A 15528-nucleotide genomic window follows, 5' to 3' on the forward strand; every position below is an offset into this window, starting at 1 on the left:
TCCTCTCTGGTTTCAGGGGCGCGCAGGGCACGCCGGCACTGTCTGCCAGCTCCTCTTTCCGTATCCCGCGCATAAAAAAAGTCCGCTCACATTCATAAGCGGACTTGACAAAGCTACTCCATCAAATCCTCTTATTGCTCGATTTCTCGCTCAGGCTGGCACCTTCCTGCCCTCTCGCACCGCGATTAACAGGGGTTGCCGTGACTTCACAGGTCCTATGTACCTCCATCACTCTGAATAAGGGATAAAACTGAATATTCTACGAACTTTTTTATTTTGTTTTCCGGCAGCCAGGAGCCGCCGTTGAGTTACAGCCAATATACTAGCCGATTCCTTTCCAAATGTCAATAGGAAATTTGAAATTTACGCGGAACCTGTCTAGCCCACCCGGAGCTTAAACTTCTGGGCTTCCTTCTCAGAATCCACCCGCTCGATGCATGCGCCCAGGGAGCGGAGCTTCTCTTCAAAGTTTTCGTAGCCCCGTTCAATGTAGCCGATCTCGTCCACCACCGTATAGCCCTCGGCGGCCAGTCCGGCCAGTACCAGGGCCGCTCCGGCTCTGAGATCGGGAGCCACCACCTGTGCGCCGGTGAACATGCTGACGCCGTCCACAATGGCCACAGAGCCTTCAACCTTGATGTTTGCTCCCATGCGGGACAGCTCATCCACGTATTTGAAGCGGTTTTCAAAAATACTCTCTGTCACCACACTGGTTCCGTCAGCCAGAGCCAGGGCCACAGTCATCTGGGGCTGCATATCTGTTGGGAAACCGGGATACGGCAGGGTCTTAAAATTCATATGGCGCTGCTTCGGTTTTCCCACCACACGGATCTCTTCGTCAAACTCCACCACCTCGCAGCCCATCTCCATGAGCTTTGCGGAAATAGCCTCCAGGTGCTTGGGGATCACGTTCTTCACCGTGATGTCTCCGCGGGTCACTGCGGCCGCGCACATAAAGGTCCCGGCCTCGATCTGGTCGGGGATGATGGAGTATGTGGTTCCATGGAGATGCCGCACGCCGCGGATCCGGATCACATCCGTACCGGCTCCCTTGATGTTGGCGCCCATGCTGTTTAAAAAGTTGGCCACGTCCACCACATGGGGCTCCTTGGCCACATTCTCTAAGATCGTTTCTCCCTCAGCCATGGTGGCGGCCATCATGATGTTGATGGTAGCGCCCACGGAAACCACATCCAGGTAGATATGGCTGGCCACCAGGTCGATGGCATGGGCGATCACTGCCCCGCGCATGATGGATACGTCAGAGCCCAGGGCACGGAAGCCCTTTAAATGCTGGTCAATGGGTCTGCTTCCGATGGTGCAACCGCCGGGAAGCGGAACCTCCGCGCTCTTATACTTTCCAAGAAGTGCACCAATGAAGTAATAGGATGCGCGGATCTTGCGCATATGCTCATCTTCCACGGTCACTGCGTGGATATCCCTGGCATTGATCCGTACTGTGTGCCTGTCGGGCCGCTCCACCTTAGCGCCCAGGTGCCGGATCGCATCCAGCAGTGCGTTGATATCGCTTACATCCGGCAGGTTCTCGATCACCACATCCTCATCGGTCATGATGGACGCCGCCAGGATCCCCAGAGCCGCATTTTTTGCTCCGCTGATGGTCACGTCTCCCACCAGGGGGTTGCCGCCCTTCATAATATATTGTTCCATTCTGCACCTCTATATCCGCTGTACCGCCTTCCGGAAGCGCCGGAAAGCGGTCTGATTTCTATAATTCCCGCAAACACTCTCATTTGCTTATACTTCGACTAGTAAATTATAGCATAGATTCGGGATTTGTAAAGTAGGGATTTTCCTTTGCCGGATCAGAGCGGAAGGCAGCAGATATAGTCGCTGCCAAGGCTTTCAAACCGGGCTCTGGCCTCCTCCATGGGAATGGTCATACTCTGGGCTGCGGACGGATCCCAGATCCGGACATGGGTCTGGTCATAGCCGGTCAGGTACAGAAAGCTTCCTTCCCCGGTATACAAGAGCACTGGCTGGTTCCGGCAGACGAAAAACAGCGCTGCATTTAAGGAGCTCCCCGAGGCGTCCAGAAGAAGGGCGTCGCCCTCCCTCCGGCTGGTTCCCGTAAACTCCGTTCTGTAACGGTCCAGCTTCCGGGTGGCGGTATTCAGATCCCGGATGAAATAGGAGCCCGGACGGCTGGCCCTCTCCCACACCAGATCGTGCTTTCCAAAGGTCACGAAGCCCATGGGATCATACGCTGCGTCAGCCGCATCGGCAAAGCTGGAATAGATCCCAATGAGCCGTCCACGGCCATAAGCGTAAAACTTTTCCTCCACGCCAGAGGCCTGAGCCTCCATATGGATCTCATTATTCTCCTCCCGCACCGTTTTTTTCGGGGAAATGGTCCGGATCTTCTGGGAAGCGGAAATATCCTGGCCCAGCTGCACAAAATAAACCCGTCCCTTCACATCCGACGCATACCAGCCGATATCGTCCATCTTTCCAGGAAGGACCTTTGCGTTGCACACCAGGGTCTCCTCCTCGGCCTCTCCGAAAAAGCCGCCGTCCCGGTCGGACACCAGCTCCAGGTGGATCCGGCTTTCGTCCACGGCCACGTCCCGGATGTACTTTCCGCTCTTTTCGTAGTGCATGGCGCTGGCCATGTTCTGGTCGATGATATCCAGGGATTTCAGATATAAGCCCATGGTGCGCCCGTTGGATATGATATGATCCCCATATTCTCCGATCCCGTACACGCAGTCGCTTCCCACAAAGCCCAGGATCCTGTACGCATCGCTCTTTCCGTCTCCGATCTGGGTCTTGTCTCCTGTATCCAGGTCCATGATATGGAGCATCCTGGAATCATAGATCCCCGTATCCTCCTGCCAGGCCAGCCGGGACCCATCGGAGCTGACCGCAAACCGTTCCTCATCCAGCCCTGAAGCCACCACCACATACTCGTGGCTGTTCAGATCGATCCCATAAACGCTTCCGCCCATATACATGTAAAAAATACCGTTCTGTCCCTTATGGGCCAGGCGGGCCAGATCCAGCCGGAGCTCGCTGTACGGCTCGGCGGCCGGAAGGAAGAACTGTTCCGTCAGCGTATTGGATTCTGCCTCATAACGGTAATAGGAAACGCCTGTGTATCCCTCTCTGCCGCCCCGGTTCATATAGCCGTAGACCAGGAAATCCACAGCCCCCCCGTCGGACACCTCCAGGATCTCCACCCCGTGGCGGTCCTGGAGGGCCCGGAGGTCGTCCGTGTTCCAGCCTCCGAAGGCAAAAATGCAGATGCTGTCTCCCTCCTCCCGGTCATAGGCCCACAGCTCCCGGTTGGTCACAAAGGCCGTATACCGGCCGCTTTCGCTTTTCTTTGCGTACAGCCCGGCTCCATCGGAGATCCCCAGAAGAATGCGCTTTCCTGAGAAAAGCTCCCGGCTGCCGGAAAAGAGCTGGTTCATGGTCCTTTCATAATCCATCATATAGATTCGCTGGCTGCTCCACTTTAAAGTGAAGTTCTCCGTCACCCCATAGACCTCTGTCTCCCCGCCGTCCGCTCCTCCGGCTCCGCCGTCTGCCTCCCTGGTCACATAGTATTCCAGCTCGATATTAGCCAGATCACCGGAAAGCTCCTTAAGGGACGCAAAGACCGTTTCTCCCCGGGACACGCCCAGGCTTCCCCAGGTCATCTGGGTAAAGCTGTTTTTCAGGGTGACCGTTCCGAAGCTGGAATTATCCGCGCTGGGCGTCGACTCCATATAGGTGGTCAGCTCCTGGGCCGAATCATAGTGGAAGGTCTTCTGGGAAAAGTCCTCCGCCAGGGCCAGCATCTGGGCTGCATGATCATTGTCCGTCTCCAGGATCCGGGCGTAGTACCAGGCGCTGGTCCCATCCGAAAGGACCGCCTGGATCCCCAGCTGATACTGGGTCTCCGGCTCCAGAAGGTTCTGGACTGGCAGAACTGCGTTTATCTGACCGTTTTCCTCGGTCCAGTCCGTGACCATGGTGCGCTCCACCAGATGGGTCATGTCCATGGTCCGGATCTCATACTGCAGTGTCTTTATTTCATCTCCATACTGGATCCGGATGGGAAGCCTGCGGTCCTCCGGCAGCACCAGGAGGCTGTCACGTTCTGCTGTGACAGCCAGCTCCTCCCGGTGGCCGAATAACGGCGCCAGCTCCCGTCCCAGAGCCGTGGGATATACCACCGGAAGCTCTGCCTCGCCCATGGCTGTATACACGACGCCTGTTTTATTCTCTTCCTTCCGGCCCAGGGGCCAGACAAAATAAATGATGGCTGCCGCCACAAAGATCAGCGCCAGCACTGCAATTTTTTTTCCTGTTTTCATTCAGTTCTCTTCCTGTCTGCCTTTTCTTCCGGACGGCGTATCCTGTACGCCGGTCCTTTAACTGATCGCCCGCCGCCGTAAGATCTCCTGGAGGGTCAGAAGCCAGACCAGATCCTGGTCTGGGTCCTCCCCCTGTTCCCGCATCTTTTCGAGGATCCGGTTCCGGATCCCCAGCAGCAGTACCCGGTCCGGGTATTCATCATAAATGGGGCTTCCCGGGTGATCGTACCGGTCACAGCACGCCTCCACAAAGCTCTGGCAGCGTCTGACGGACCGGGGATACAGCCCCTTAAAATATTCCGGATCCCGGAAACGGCGTTTTTCCAGAGCCGCGCTCCGGCGTCCCGCCTGTTCCTCTCTCCGGTACAGCATGTATGGCATCAGATCCCCACTCCGCTCCATGGCATGGAGGGCCTGGGGATAGCCGCGATAGATCCTTTCCATAAAAGTTCCCGCTCCTTTTCCTGTAAATCCCTTTGGGATCATAATATGCAGGAAGGAGCGGGAAGCGCACTTCAATATTTAAAACAGCTTCTCCGGGTAAACGCCTTCATCCACCAGCCTGCGGATCGAGGCCACCACCGCCGGTTTATCTTCTTTATATGTGACTCCGAACCATTTATCCCGTGTTTCCAGTACGCGGACTCTGGCCTTTCCGGTACGGATGCACTGGTCGATCATGGCCGGGAGCAGATACTCGGCCTTTACGTCACCCTCCTTCACATTTCCCAGGAACTCCGGAAAGCCCTTTTCCAGCTCCTTTAAAAAACCCATGGGCAGACCGAACATATTCATGGAAACGTGCTGTCCGGCTTCCACAGTCACCGGATTTCCGTCGTTGTCAGACGCATGCATTCCATCTGCGTCCTGGTAAATATCGTAGGTCTCCGTCACCTTGGCAAGGCACCCGTTTTCATCCACTGTGGCCACGCCCCTGGTAACACCTCCGTTCTCACTTAAAGTATTGGACAAAATAAAGCCCGCCATACACATATCGTAGCAGTCTCCGTCCTCGTCCATCTCGTTTACCATATAGTCATGGATCTTTTTAAATCCTTCTTTTCCATAATAGTCGTCGGCATTGATCACCAGGAAGGGCTCGTGGATCACGTTTCTGGCTGCCAGAACGGCCTGTCCCGTTCCCCAGGGCTTTTTCCGGCCCTCCGGCACTGTAAATCCCTCCGGCAGGTCATCCATCTCCTGGAATGCATATTCCACCGGAGCCACCTTTTCGATCCGGTTTCCGATGATCTCCTTAAAATCCTTTTCCAGATCCTTTCTGATGATGAAAATGATCTTATTAAAACCGGCCTCCAGGGCGTCGTGGATGGAATAATCCATGATGATCTCGCCGTTGGGCCCCACCGGCTCCAGCTGTTTGATCCCGCCGCCGAACCGGCTTCCGATCCCGGCCGCCATGATAACAAGGGACGTCTGCTTCATTTTCGTATCCTCCTCGCAAAATCTTGATTTTATCATACCACAACCCACAGGGCTTTTCAATTCGTGACTTCTTAAGAAATTGTGAATAGTTTTCATGTAAAAATGGGCTGCTGCAAAAGAGAGGTTCAAAACCTTCTCTTTTACAGCAGCCCCAGGGCATCCTGATCTTACAGCATTTCCAGGAAGGCCGCAACACGGGTCTCGATCTGGCCGCTGTCTGTGGTGGAATAATCGGTCTCCAGCTTCAGATACGGAACGCCCAGCTCGTCCTCAACCACCCGGCGGGTCTTGTGAGATTCCACGTTAAAGGTATGGCAGGCCTGGAGGATCACCTCGATCACGCCGTCTACCTTATATTTCTCGATCATTTTCTTTGTATTTTCCAGACGGTCGTCGTTGGGCGTCATAACGGAGCAGTGGATGGAAAGATACCGGTCAGAAATGGCACGTAAAATATCGTCTGCGTTCTCGTCGATCATCATGCTCCTGGTACGTTCGCCGGAGCAGTCGTCCAGGCAGACAATGACTCCGCCGTTGTCCTCGATCACCATCCCCACCTTCTGGATCACACCGCCGGTGGGACAGCCTGTGATCAGGATCCTCTTTGCGAAGGCGGGCACAGGACGCTCCCCTCTTTCATAAGCGGCTTTAGCCTCGTTCACCAGCTCTTTGATATTGGAGATCTGCTGCTGCAGGTCGAAGGTAAAGGTACCCTTCTGAAGCGCCAGCATCATCTCTGTGCCGCGCATGGGCGGAGGGCAGAGGGCCTGGAGCTCATACATTTCGCAGAGGGCCTTTCTCTGCTCGTTGCGTACCCGCACGGCCCGTCTCAGATCCTCGTCTGTAATGGTGATGCCAAACTTTTCTTCCAGTTTTTTCTTTAAAAGACATACTTCCTCATACCAGATATCCCTGGCATACGGGCGGTCCTGTCCCTGGGGAAGCTGCATCACATACGTTTCTTTGATCTCGTTCAGAAGCTCATACATCTTTTTCTTTCCGTCACAGGTGGTCTCACCGATGATGATATCAGAAAAATATGTATACGGACATTTTTCCGTCACAGCAAAGCCGTAGGTTCCCTTGATCAGCGGACACAGGTTTTTGGGGAGCACCTTTTCTGCATCCGGGATCGTCTCGTTGCTGGTCCCGCAAAGGCCGATGGCCGCAATATTTCCAGCGTCCAGCAGCTCCTGGGGCGTATAGGAGCAGAGACAGCCCGCTAATTTTCCGCCGTTTTCCTTAAATTCCTTGGCTGCCAGGAAGCCGTTTTTTCTGGCATCTACAAATTCATCAAATAATTTGGGCAGATCACGATTCATTCTGATGTTTCCTTTCTCTATACGGCAGCCGTAAGCGCTGCTCCGATGGCCCCGGCGTATCTGGCCAGGGGTACGCTTTCCACCGGCGCATGGAGCGCAAGGGAAAGGCGTTCTAAAATATAGGGATCCTCACAGAGCCCGCCGGTGAGGAAATACTGATCCCCCTCCACCTGGGAGATCAGCTGCACCACCTTGGTGACCACCGATTCGATGACGCCGTAAGCGATATCTTCCCTGGGAGTTCCCTTTCCGATGAGGCTGATGACCTCCGATTCTGCAAACACGGTACACATGGAGCTGATGGTAATGGGATTTCCCCGGGATGCCAGGTCTGAAAGCTCCTCCATGGTCAGTCCCAGACGGTTGGTCATGACCTCCAGGAACTTCCCGGTACCCGCAGAGCACTTATCGTTCATGATGAACTTCATGACACGGCCGTTTTTCAAGGCGATCCCCTTGGTATCCTGGCCTCCGATGTCGATGACCGTCCCATTCCTTCCGAACAGATGCCAGGCTCCCTTTCCGTGGCAGGTGATCTCTGTTACAGATTTATCGGCATAGGGGACCGATATCCGTCCGTAGCCCGTAGCCACATAGGCGGCGTTATCCTTGTGGATCCCGTCCTTCTCCAGCATCTGGTAGATATCCTCCGCCGTTTTCCTGCTGCTGAAGCCTGTATTTAAAAGGTAGGTCTTCACGACCTCCCCATCCTTTATGACTGCTGTTTTGGCCGCACTGGACCCGATATCGATTCCCACCTGATACATGATACTCTCCTGTTATTCCTTACTGCTTGATGATCTTATCTGCGTTGGCAAGCTTTTCCACAATGGTGTACATATTGGTCACGCTTCCCACCGCCAGCTTGTCTTTCAGATTATAATAATCCAGACATGTTCCGCATGTAAGGATCTCCACGCCCTGGGCTTCCATATTCTTTAAATCATCCAGAGACGGAGAGCCCTCGGTCGTGATGGTTGCGCCGCCGTTGTAGAAAAGGATGGTGCTGGGAAGCTCGTCTAACTGGGAAAGAGCAAAGATAAAGCCCTTCATCAGGACCTTGCCCAGCTCGTCGTTTCCATGTCCCATGCGCTCGGAAGCGATGGCTACTACGGTGTTTTTTCTTCTGTCCACGCCGCAGGAAGCCTCCTCCTCGGCTCCGTTCTCCTCCAGGGGCTTGTCCAGGGTGATCTTCACGATGAACAGCTTTTCTTCCTTCTTCTCTGCAAAGGACTTTAAGCCCTTGCTGGATGCCAGACGGGTCAGGTTCTGGACGGCGATCTCATTATCTACATGAACCTCAACGGTTCCAGCCTCTGTCATTGCCTTTAATGCCTTTGTGGCTTTCACTACCGGGATCGGGCACTGGTCTCCCACTGCATTTACGACTACATTTGCCATGATCAAATCCTCCTGCTTGTATTTTTCGCCCAATAAGCTGCCCTTTATTTTATCGTTGTTTCAGCAGTCTTGTCAAATAGCATATTTCAATACATATACCGGTTGTAAATATGTTTATCTATACGGTTGCTTTTTAAAAATCCAGGTGTTATGATGAAATCATGATCAATTAGGAGGTTTTTACAAATGGCAAAAGAACTGCCCCTTACTCAGATGACCACCGCGTCCGGCTGAGCAGCCAAACTGGGACCGGGTGTCCTTACAGAAATACTGGAAGATCTTCCAAACGTTTATAATCCCCGCCTTCTGGTGGGTTTTGATACCAGCGACGACGCATGTGTCTACAAGATCACCGACGATGTGGCCGCCATCCATACTGTGGATTTCTTTACGCCCATCGTGGACGATCCCTACCAGTTCGGACAGATCGCCGCAGCCAACGCTTTGAGCGACGTGTACGCCATGGGCGGACAGCCGGCGGTGGCAATGAACTTATTATGTGTTCCCAACTGTCTTTCCAAGGAAACGATCCGGCAGATCTTAAAGGGCGGCCACGATAAGGCCGTGGAAGCCGGCTGCACCATCGCCGGCGGCCACACGATCCAGGATCCGGAGCCCAAATACGGTCTCTGCGTCACTGGGTACGTGCATCCCGATAAGATCCTTAAAAATGTCGGCGCACAGCCTGGGGATCTTTTAGTGATCACCAAGCCCCTGGGAACCGGCGTCCTGACCACAGGAGCCAAGGCAGACCTGGTATCAAAAGAGGATTATGACGCCATGACCTGTTCCATGGCCACTCTGAACGCCAGGGCAGCTGAAGCAGCCCAGACCTTCCCGGATGTCCATGCCTGCACCGATATCACAGGCTTTGGTCTTCTGGGACATGCCTATGAGATGGCAGAGGGAAGCGACAGCACCTTAAAGCTCTTCAGCAAAAAGCTTCCGCTGCTCCACGGAGCCAGAGAGCTGGCGGAAATGGGCATCATCCCTGCCGGAGCCTACCGGAATATGGATTATGTGAAGCCCCATTTACGGATCATGGATTCTGCCGAGCAGTGCCTGGTGGATCTGATCGCAGACCCCCAGACCTCCGGAGGCCTTCTGGTGGCCCTTCCCGGCGACCAGGCCATGGAGCTCTGCAAAAAGCTGACCGCCCAGGGCATCACCGGAGCCATCATCGGCGAGGTGGTGGAAAAGACGGATGTGGATCTGATCATTGAGTAAACGTTTATAATCTGGAATTTTGGAACTCATCTAAAATTCCGGATTTTTTTTATGTTCATAAGGCCGGAAAAATGATATAATCTCTGTAAAAACAGACAGGAGGGATACTATGACAGAAGAATTTACGATCCATGAGATCTCCCTGGGATTTCCCCACGATAAAGAGATGCTGGTCCGTTTTTTATCGGACCATGAGCTGGTTTTTGAAGATGACATCGAAACTGCCTTCGGCGTTTTTGACCAGGACGAGACTCTGCTGGGCTGCGGCTGCTGCGCCGGAAACCTTTTAAAATGCTTTGCCGTGGACGAGGCCCTAAGAGGTCAGAACGCCCTGGGAAGCCTGGTATCCAGACTGGTGGAAAACCGGTTTGAAGCTGGCCACTATGATCTTTTCGTCATCACCAGGCCAAAAAACAAGGTTCTTTTCACATCCTGCGGCTTTTATCCCCTGGCTGAGACCCAGTCGGTGCTGATGCTGGAAAACAGGAAAAACGGGCTGGAGCGTTTTTACTCTGCATTCCTCCCGGAATCCCTTGAAAACCATGGAAACACCCTGACCGGAGGCGTGGGCTGCATCGTCATGAACTGCAATCCCTTTACCAAAGGCCATCTGGCTCTGATCACCTATGCCGCCTCCCGGTGCAGCCTGCTCCACATTTTTGTGGTGGAGGAGGACCGTTCCCTCTTCCCCTTTGAGGTGCGGATGCGTCTGGTAAAGGAAGGAACGGCCCACCTTCCCAATGTGAAGGTCCATCCCTCTGGCCCATATATGATCTCCTCCGCTACCTTCCCCACCTATTTCCTGAAAAAAGGCGAGGATGCAGCCAGGATCCAGAGCGAGCTGGACATCACTCTGTTCGCCTCCCGGATCGCCCCCTTGTTCCATATCACCAAGCGGTTTGCCGGAGAGGAGCCTCTGGATCCGGTGACAAGAGATTATAACGAGGCCATGATCCGGCTTCTGCCCCAGTACAGCATTTCCTTTATAAAGATCGCCCGGACCACGGCGGAGACCCCCGAGGGAAAGCCAGAGGTGATCAGCGCCTCCAGAGTCCGGAAGTTGCTGGCTGAAACCGGCGTTACAGAGGAGGTCTTACAGCTTGTGCCGCCGTGTACGGCCCAGTATCTGAAAAACGAATTTGGAGCGCGCCCATGAAATTAAACCAGATCTTCTGCGGCTCTCCGGCGTCCCTGACAGAGATCCTGGACGCCCGGAGCCGCCGGGCCGGGAAACAGAAAATCCTTTTAAACACACCGGGGGCCCGCTGCCTCATCAGCTTTTCCTTAAATATCCCTGGAGAGATCAAGTGTTTTCCCATGGCCATCCGGGCTTTCGAGAAAGGTTTCCGGGAGATCCGGGCCGCCGTTTCCGGCCAGGACCTCCTCTCTTTTGAGGAATCCAGGGAAAACACAGGGCCGGAGGCCTTTTTCCTTCTGGCTGCCGATGCCCCGGAAATAAAGAGGAAAATGGCCTCCATCGAAGAAAACCACGGACTGGGACGGCTCTTTGACATAGACGTCCTGGGACCGGATTCCGTTCCCTTAAGCCGCTCTGTTCTTGGCCTTCCGCCCCGTTCCTGCCTGATCTGCGGCGAAAATGCAAAGGCATGCGCCAGGAACCGCACCCATTCCATGGAGCTGGTACGGTGGAGGACTGCCCAGATCCTCAACGACTATTTTAAGGAACAGTCTGCCGACCAGGCAGCGGCGGCAGCCGTCCGCGCCCTGCTCTATGAGGTATCGGCTACGCCAAAGCCCGGCCTGGTGGACCGGAATAACTCCGGTTCCCACCAGGACATGGACTTTTTCACCTTTGTGGACAGCAGCTCCGCCCTGATCCCCTGGTTTCGGGATTTTTTCAGCATCGGCTGGGAGCATGGGGACGAGACCGGGGACCGGCTTTTTGAACGGCTCCGTTTTGCCGGACAGAACGCCGAAGCAAAGATGTTTTCCGCCACCGGCGGCGTCAATACCCACAAGGGTCTGATCTTTGCCTCTGCCATCCTCTGCGGAGCCCTGGGAAAGGTATATAAAGACGCCTTCCTGCTCGGAAAGAAGCCTCCTGTGCCGCTGGACGCGGTGGTCGGGGAATGCAAAAAGCTGGGAAGCTGCTCTCTGAAAGACTTCAAAGCCGAAGACAGACGCCAGGACGTGTCCGCCGGGGCCGGTCGCAGACGATCCACAGAAGAAACGGCTGGGGAAAGGATCCACACAGCCTACGGCATTGCCGGAGCCCGCGGAGAGGCTGCCCTGGGCTTTCCGTCGGCCCTTACCATCGGCCTTCCGGCCTTAAAGGCCTGGCTATCCCAGGGCTTTTCCTTAAACGACGCAGCCGTCCTGACGCTTCTTTCCCTGCTCTCCCAGGTGGACGACACCAATATGATCCACCGGGGCGGCTTAACAGAGGCTGCTGCCGGAAAAAAAGAAGCCGGTGCCCTCCTTGCAGAGCTGACCCCGGAATCCTTCAGAGAAAAAACAGCCGCCCTGGACCAGTCCTTTATAAAAAGGAATCTGAGTCCCGGCGGCTGCGCAGATCTCCTGGCCGTCAGCCTGATGATCTGCTTTTTAGAGGAAAGCGGGATGATCGCCTAGGATCATCCCCTTTCTTCCCCCGTTATCCTGCACCTGTCCTCCTCCGTCACCTTGCGGAGCACCCGGCAGGGATTGCCCGCAGCGATCACCCCGGATGGCATATCCTTCGTGACCACGCTTCCAGCCCCGATGATGGTCCCGTCCCCGATGGAAACACCGCCGCAGACAGTAGAATTGGCTCCGATCCAGACGTCACGGCCAATGGTGACCGGCGCTGACGTACCGATCCCGGCCGCCCGCTGGGCCGCGTCTTTGGAATGGCCGGAGCAGGCAATGCAGACGCCCGGCGCAATAAACGCATTTTCCCCGATATGGACCGGAGATGTGTCCAGGATCACGCAGTTATAATTGATCACCGTCAGCCCGTGGGTGTGGATGTTGAAGCCATAATCACAGCGGAAGGACGGTTCGATGAACGTCAGAGGGTTGCACGTTCCCAGAAGCTCCCGCAGGATCTCTGCCCGCGCATCTCCCTCCTCCGGACTGGTCTGATTGTACCGCCAGCACAGCATTTTTGCCTTTTTCTGAAGCTCTCCCGGCATGTCCCTGTGGTCTGAGCAGTATGCCTCTTTCTTTTTCATGATCTCTAACATATCCATTTCATATTTCTCCCTATGTACGCCTCATATAAACCCAGGTCCGGCTGGCTGAGAGCGTCCAGAAGCTTCCATTTATATGTTCCATACCCTCCGTCCCCAATGGCCTCGCAGCTAAAAGAGACCATGGATACCGCCGAGGCCGCCAGAAGGGCCATCCGGTCCGTTCCCGGCATGGCTCCCGTTTTTTTATGCTCCGCTGCCAGAAGGGCTCCCAGGACGGCTCCTGTGACGCAGCCCGTGCCCACCAGGTTCACCCGGCGGCTCTTTTCATGGCCGAAGGCAGCCCGGAAGATCCGGTCTTTTCCACCGCTCTCTGAGATCCAGCAGAGCTTATCCACCGCTCCTGTCTCCAAGATCACCATGTTCCGGTCTTTTTCCCTCATATCCCTTAAAAACGCGGCCTCCTCTTCCAGATGGGAAAACGTCCCCACACTGTCCACTCCGCTGTGGGCGGTGGCTCCGGTGAGCACCGTGTGGATCTCTGAGCTGTTTCCCTTCAGCACTCCGGACCAGGCCCTCCCAGGCCATGAAGCCGCGCACAGACTGGCCGACGCTTTTTTCCGGTATCCGGACGCCCCGGCTCCCACCGGGTCCAGGACCGCCGGGATACCCAGATTTCCGGCAGTCTGAAGCGCCCGCTCACAGGCCAGATATTTTTCTTCTGACGGCTGGCCCAGGTTCACTGCCAGTCCGTCCGCCGATCCGGTGATCTCCTCCATCTCCTCCGGGGCCTGGGCCATGAGCGGTCTGGCCCCCATGGCCGCCATGGCGTCGGCACAGAAGGAGGCCGTCACATAGTTGGCGATCATGTGCACCAGAGGTGCCTGATCCTTAACCATGGAAAACGCCTCCGCCATCCCACGTCCCCAGTCTTTTGTCTCTCCTGTCAGCTCCATTCTTCTTCCATCTCCTATTCTGCGGCCAGCTCTCCATTGAGTGTCCGGAAATCCCCGGCCAGATCTCCCGCGCTTCCGTCCCGCTCATAGATCCGGCCGTTCTGCTCATAGGTATAGACCCGGATATCGTCCACATGGATCCGCCGTTCTGCGGTGATGGAAAACGTGTATCTGGGAAGGGATTCAAACTCCATCCGGTACGTTTTCCCCTCGCCCACATGGATCGTCTGCTCGTCGCCGCCCAGCTGTACCGTCACACTGGCTCCGCCGTTTTCTGCTTCTGCGTAAAATTCCACATGGATCCGGCTGCTTCCGGGGATCCGGCCATCCAGATCCTGGGAAATGGAGCCCTTTTTCCCGATGACTGCCGCCTTGGAGCCGTTCCGCTCCTCGATCCGGCTGTCTCCAGAAAAGCTCCAGCCCTCCTGGTCCAGGGCAAACTGGCTGTTATAAACGGCATTATTCACGTAATTCCTGTATACCCATAGCCCGTATCCATTGGTCCGTCCAGAAAGCACTGGGGCCAGGTTCCTGACAAACTCTCCCACCTGTTCATCCTCCACCTGGGTATTATGGGAGAAGGCCTCAGTGGAATCCATATACAAAAGCTGCTCGATGTAAAGCGGCTTCCCGGCCGCCGCGTAAATACTGTCCAGATTCCTGGTCATGGCCTCCAGGGCCGTGGAGGCAGAGATCTTATTTCCCGTGTTCTCCTGTCCCATGGACACGCTGTACATGAGGGCCGCATAATCAGCCCCTGGACAGGGGTAGGTGGCACTGTGGGAATAATATTTCTTTCCTCCCATCCCGTCATACACGATGTCCCCGTCTGCCCGGATTTCCAGGGACAGCCCCGGGAACACGGCCTGGGTCTCCGTCGTCAGCTCTGTGAGGAAATGGTCATAAAATTCATAAAAAAGCTCCGCGGAGGGATGGTCCTTATATGGAATATATACCTGTTCAAACGTCTCCAGCTTCGGGCCGTAAAATCCCCTTACCTGGTCCAGAGTGTAATTTTCCTCCAGGTACGCCTGGTAGCCGCAGTCCTTTGCCATACGGATCCGGCTGGACATGGCCATGTCGCGGCCCATATTTTCCGTATAGTTCCAGAAATCCTCCCAGGTAATGAAGCCGCCCCAGAAGTTTTCATGGGCCGCCGCCGTTTCATACACCTTTTTGCTGTATTCCAGCCACAGCTTCCGCTCCGGACCATCGTCCTTTGTGATGGCCGCAAACCGCTTCGGCGTCTCGGTCGCCCCCAGGTAATCCCATACGTATCCCAGCCGCAGGACCACCCCCAGGCCATGGCGCTCCGCGCAGTCCATCACCTGGTCCAGGCGGGCAAAGGCCCTTTCATTGAAATAGCTTCCCACCTCGCTGGGCTGGAATTCCCGCCACGGGATCACCAGGATCAGGCTGTTGAAGCCGTCGGCAGCGATCCGCGCCATATTTTCTTCCATGTTTTTGTCTTCGCTGTTCCAGTAGTTAATGGGCCATTCGTCTCCGAAATACGTCACAGATCTCATGTATTCCGGAATTTCTGCCGCCTCTGCTTCCATTCCCGTAAATGATGCGGTCCCAAGGACGCAGGCGGCCGTAAACGCCGCAAGTTTTCTTCTGAACTTCATACTCTTATCCATCCTGTTCTCTTAATGATCATCCGGCAGACGTCCGGCTTTCCGCGATGTATGCAAAAAGTCTGTCTGTCATGCCAGACGCTCCGCGG

13 protein-coding genes and 1 riboswitch are annotated in these 15528 nt (G+C 55.2%); of the genes, 3 read left to right on the plus strand and 10 right to left on the minus strand.

The window, feature by feature from the left end:
• Positions 1–128: 128 nt before the first annotated feature.
• Positions 129–244: riboswitch (SAM riboswitch) on the minus strand.
• 134 nt (positions 245–378) lie between these two features.
• From OCV69_RS05910 to yedF, 7 genes are all read right to left on the minus strand, one after another.
• Positions 379–1671 (minus strand): UDP-N-acetylglucosamine 1-carboxyvinyltransferase, encoded by a 1293-nt coding sequence (locus OCV69_RS05910; protein WP_022273273.1) that lies wholly within the window; start codon positions 1669–1671, stop codon positions 379–381.
• Positions 1672–1826: 155 nt separating this feature from the next.
• On the minus strand, positions 1827–4322 hold the full coding sequence (locus tag OCV69_RS05915; protein ID WP_158358310.1) for a TolB-like translocation protein: 2496 nt from the start codon (positions 4320–4322) through the stop codon (positions 1827–1829).
• Between the two features lie 57 nt (positions 4323–4379).
• Positions 4380–4766, minus strand: coding sequence for a hypothetical protein (locus OCV69_RS05920; RefSeq protein WP_022273275.1), 387 nt, complete (start codon positions 4764–4766; stop codon positions 4380–4382).
• A 78-nt stretch (positions 4767–4844) separates the two neighbouring features.
• Positions 4845–5765 (minus strand): nucleotidyltransferase family protein, encoded by a 921-nt coding sequence (locus tag OCV69_RS05925; RefSeq protein ID WP_022273276.1) that lies wholly within the window; start codon positions 5763–5765, stop codon positions 4845–4847.
• A 167-nt stretch (positions 5766–5932) separates the two neighbouring features.
• Entirely contained in the window at positions 5933–7087 is a 1155-nt protein-coding gene (locus tag OCV69_RS05930; RefSeq protein WP_158358311.1) for a double-cubane-cluster-containing anaerobic reductase, read from the minus strand.
• Between the two features lie 17 nt (positions 7088–7104).
• Positions 7105–7854, minus strand: coding sequence for an acyl-CoA dehydratase activase (locus tag OCV69_RS05935; RefSeq protein ID WP_158358312.1), 750 nt, complete (start codon positions 7852–7854; stop codon positions 7105–7107).
• A gap of 19 nt (positions 7855–7873) precedes the next feature.
• Positions 7874–8488 carry a sulfurtransferase-like selenium metabolism protein YedF gene (gene yedF / locus OCV69_RS05940; protein WP_022273279.1) on the minus strand — a complete coding sequence of 205 codons (615 nt, stop codon included), beginning with the start codon at positions 8486–8488 and terminating at the stop codon, positions 7874–7876.
• Positions 8489–8674: 186 nt separating this feature from the next.
• Between yedF and selD the strand changes: the two genes are divergently transcribed.
• From selD to citX, 3 genes are all read left to right on the plus strand, one after another.
• Positions 8675–9715, plus strand: coding sequence for a selenide, water dikinase SelD (selD, locus tag OCV69_RS05945; protein ID WP_158358313.1), 1041 nt, complete (start codon positions 8675–8677; stop codon positions 9713–9715).
• A gap of 109 nt (positions 9716–9824) precedes the next feature.
• Positions 9825–10871 (plus strand): [citrate (pro-3S)-lyase] ligase, encoded by a 1047-nt coding sequence (gene citC, locus OCV69_RS05950; protein ID WP_158358314.1) that lies wholly within the window; start codon positions 9825–9827, stop codon positions 10869–10871.
• Positions 10868–12307: a citrate lyase holo-[acyl-carrier protein] synthase gene (gene citX, locus OCV69_RS05955; RefSeq protein WP_158358315.1), complete on the plus strand. Its 1440-nt coding sequence runs from the start codon at positions 10868–10870 to the stop codon at positions 12305–12307. The genes citC and citX overlap by 4 nt, the downstream gene beginning before the upstream one ends.
• Positions 12308–12309: 2 nt before the next feature.
• Here citX and OCV69_RS05960 read toward each other — a convergent pair whose 3' ends face one another.
• The 3 genes from OCV69_RS05960 to OCV69_RS05970 are packed head-to-tail and all read right to left on the minus strand — an operon-like array spanning position 12310 to position 15430.
• Positions 12310–12906, minus strand: coding sequence for a sugar O-acetyltransferase (locus OCV69_RS05960; protein WP_158358316.1), 597 nt, complete (start codon positions 12904–12906; stop codon positions 12310–12312).
• Positions 12894–13802, minus strand: coding sequence for a hydroxyethylthiazole kinase (locus tag OCV69_RS05965; RefSeq protein ID WP_158358317.1), 909 nt, complete (start codon positions 13800–13802; stop codon positions 12894–12896). The genes OCV69_RS05960 and OCV69_RS05965 overlap by 13 nt, the downstream gene beginning before the upstream one ends.
• A gap of 14 nt (positions 13803–13816) precedes the next feature.
• The gene (locus OCV69_RS05970) at positions 13817–15430 is read right to left on the minus strand and encodes a hypothetical protein (RefSeq protein WP_158358318.1); all 1614 of its coding nucleotides are present in this window, start codon (positions 15428–15430) and stop codon (positions 13817–13819) included.
• Positions 15431–15528 lie beyond the last annotated feature (98 nt).

The organism is Alitiscatomonas aceti (assembly GCF_025567195.1).
GTDB lineage: Bacteria > Bacillota > Clostridia > Lachnospirales > Lachnospiraceae > Alitiscatomonas > Alitiscatomonas aceti.

Coding starts and splice junctions, on each gene's coding strand:
- OCV69_RS05930 (WP_158358311.1), bottom strand. CDS start 7,087: ATGAATCGTGATCTGCCCAAATTATTTGATGAATTTGTAGATGCCAGA.
- OCV69_RS05910 (WP_022273273.1), bottom strand. CDS start 1,671: ATGGAACAATATATTATGAAGGGCGGCAACCCCCTGGTGGGAGACGTG.
- OCV69_RS05965 (WP_158358317.1), bottom strand. CDS start 13,802: ATGGAGCTGACAGGAGAGACAAAAGACTGGGGACGTGGGATGGCGGAG.
- OCV69_RS05925 (WP_022273276.1), bottom strand. CDS start 5,765: ATGAAGCAGACGTCCCTTGTTATCATGGCGGCCGGGATCGGAAGCCGG.
- OCV69_RS05915 (WP_158358310.1), bottom strand. CDS start 4,322: ATGAAAACAGGAAAAAAAATTGCAGTGCTGGCGCTGATCTTTGTGGCG.
- citC (WP_158358314.1), top strand. CDS start 9,825: ATGACAGAAGAATTTACGATCCATGAGATCTCCCTGGGATTTCCCCAC.
- OCV69_RS05935 (WP_158358312.1), bottom strand. CDS start 7,854: ATGTATCAGGTGGGAATCGATATCGGGTCCAGTGCGGCCAAAACAGCA.
- OCV69_RS05960 (WP_158358316.1), bottom strand. CDS start 12,906: ATGGATATGTTAGAGATCATGAAAAAGAAAGAGGCATACTGCTCAGAC.
- yedF (WP_022273279.1), bottom strand. CDS start 8,488: ATGGCAAATGTAGTCGTAAATGCAGTGGGAGACCAGTGCCCGATCCCG.
- OCV69_RS05920 (WP_022273275.1), bottom strand. CDS start 4,766: ATGGAAAGGATCTATCGCGGCTATCCCCAGGCCCTCCATGCCATGGAG.
- OCV69_RS05970 (WP_158358318.1), bottom strand. CDS start 15,430: ATGAAGTTCAGAAGAAAACTTGCGGCGTTTACGGCCGCCTGCGTCCTT.
- citX (WP_158358315.1), top strand. CDS start 10,868: ATGAAATTAAACCAGATCTTCTGCGGCTCTCCGGCGTCCCTGACAGAG.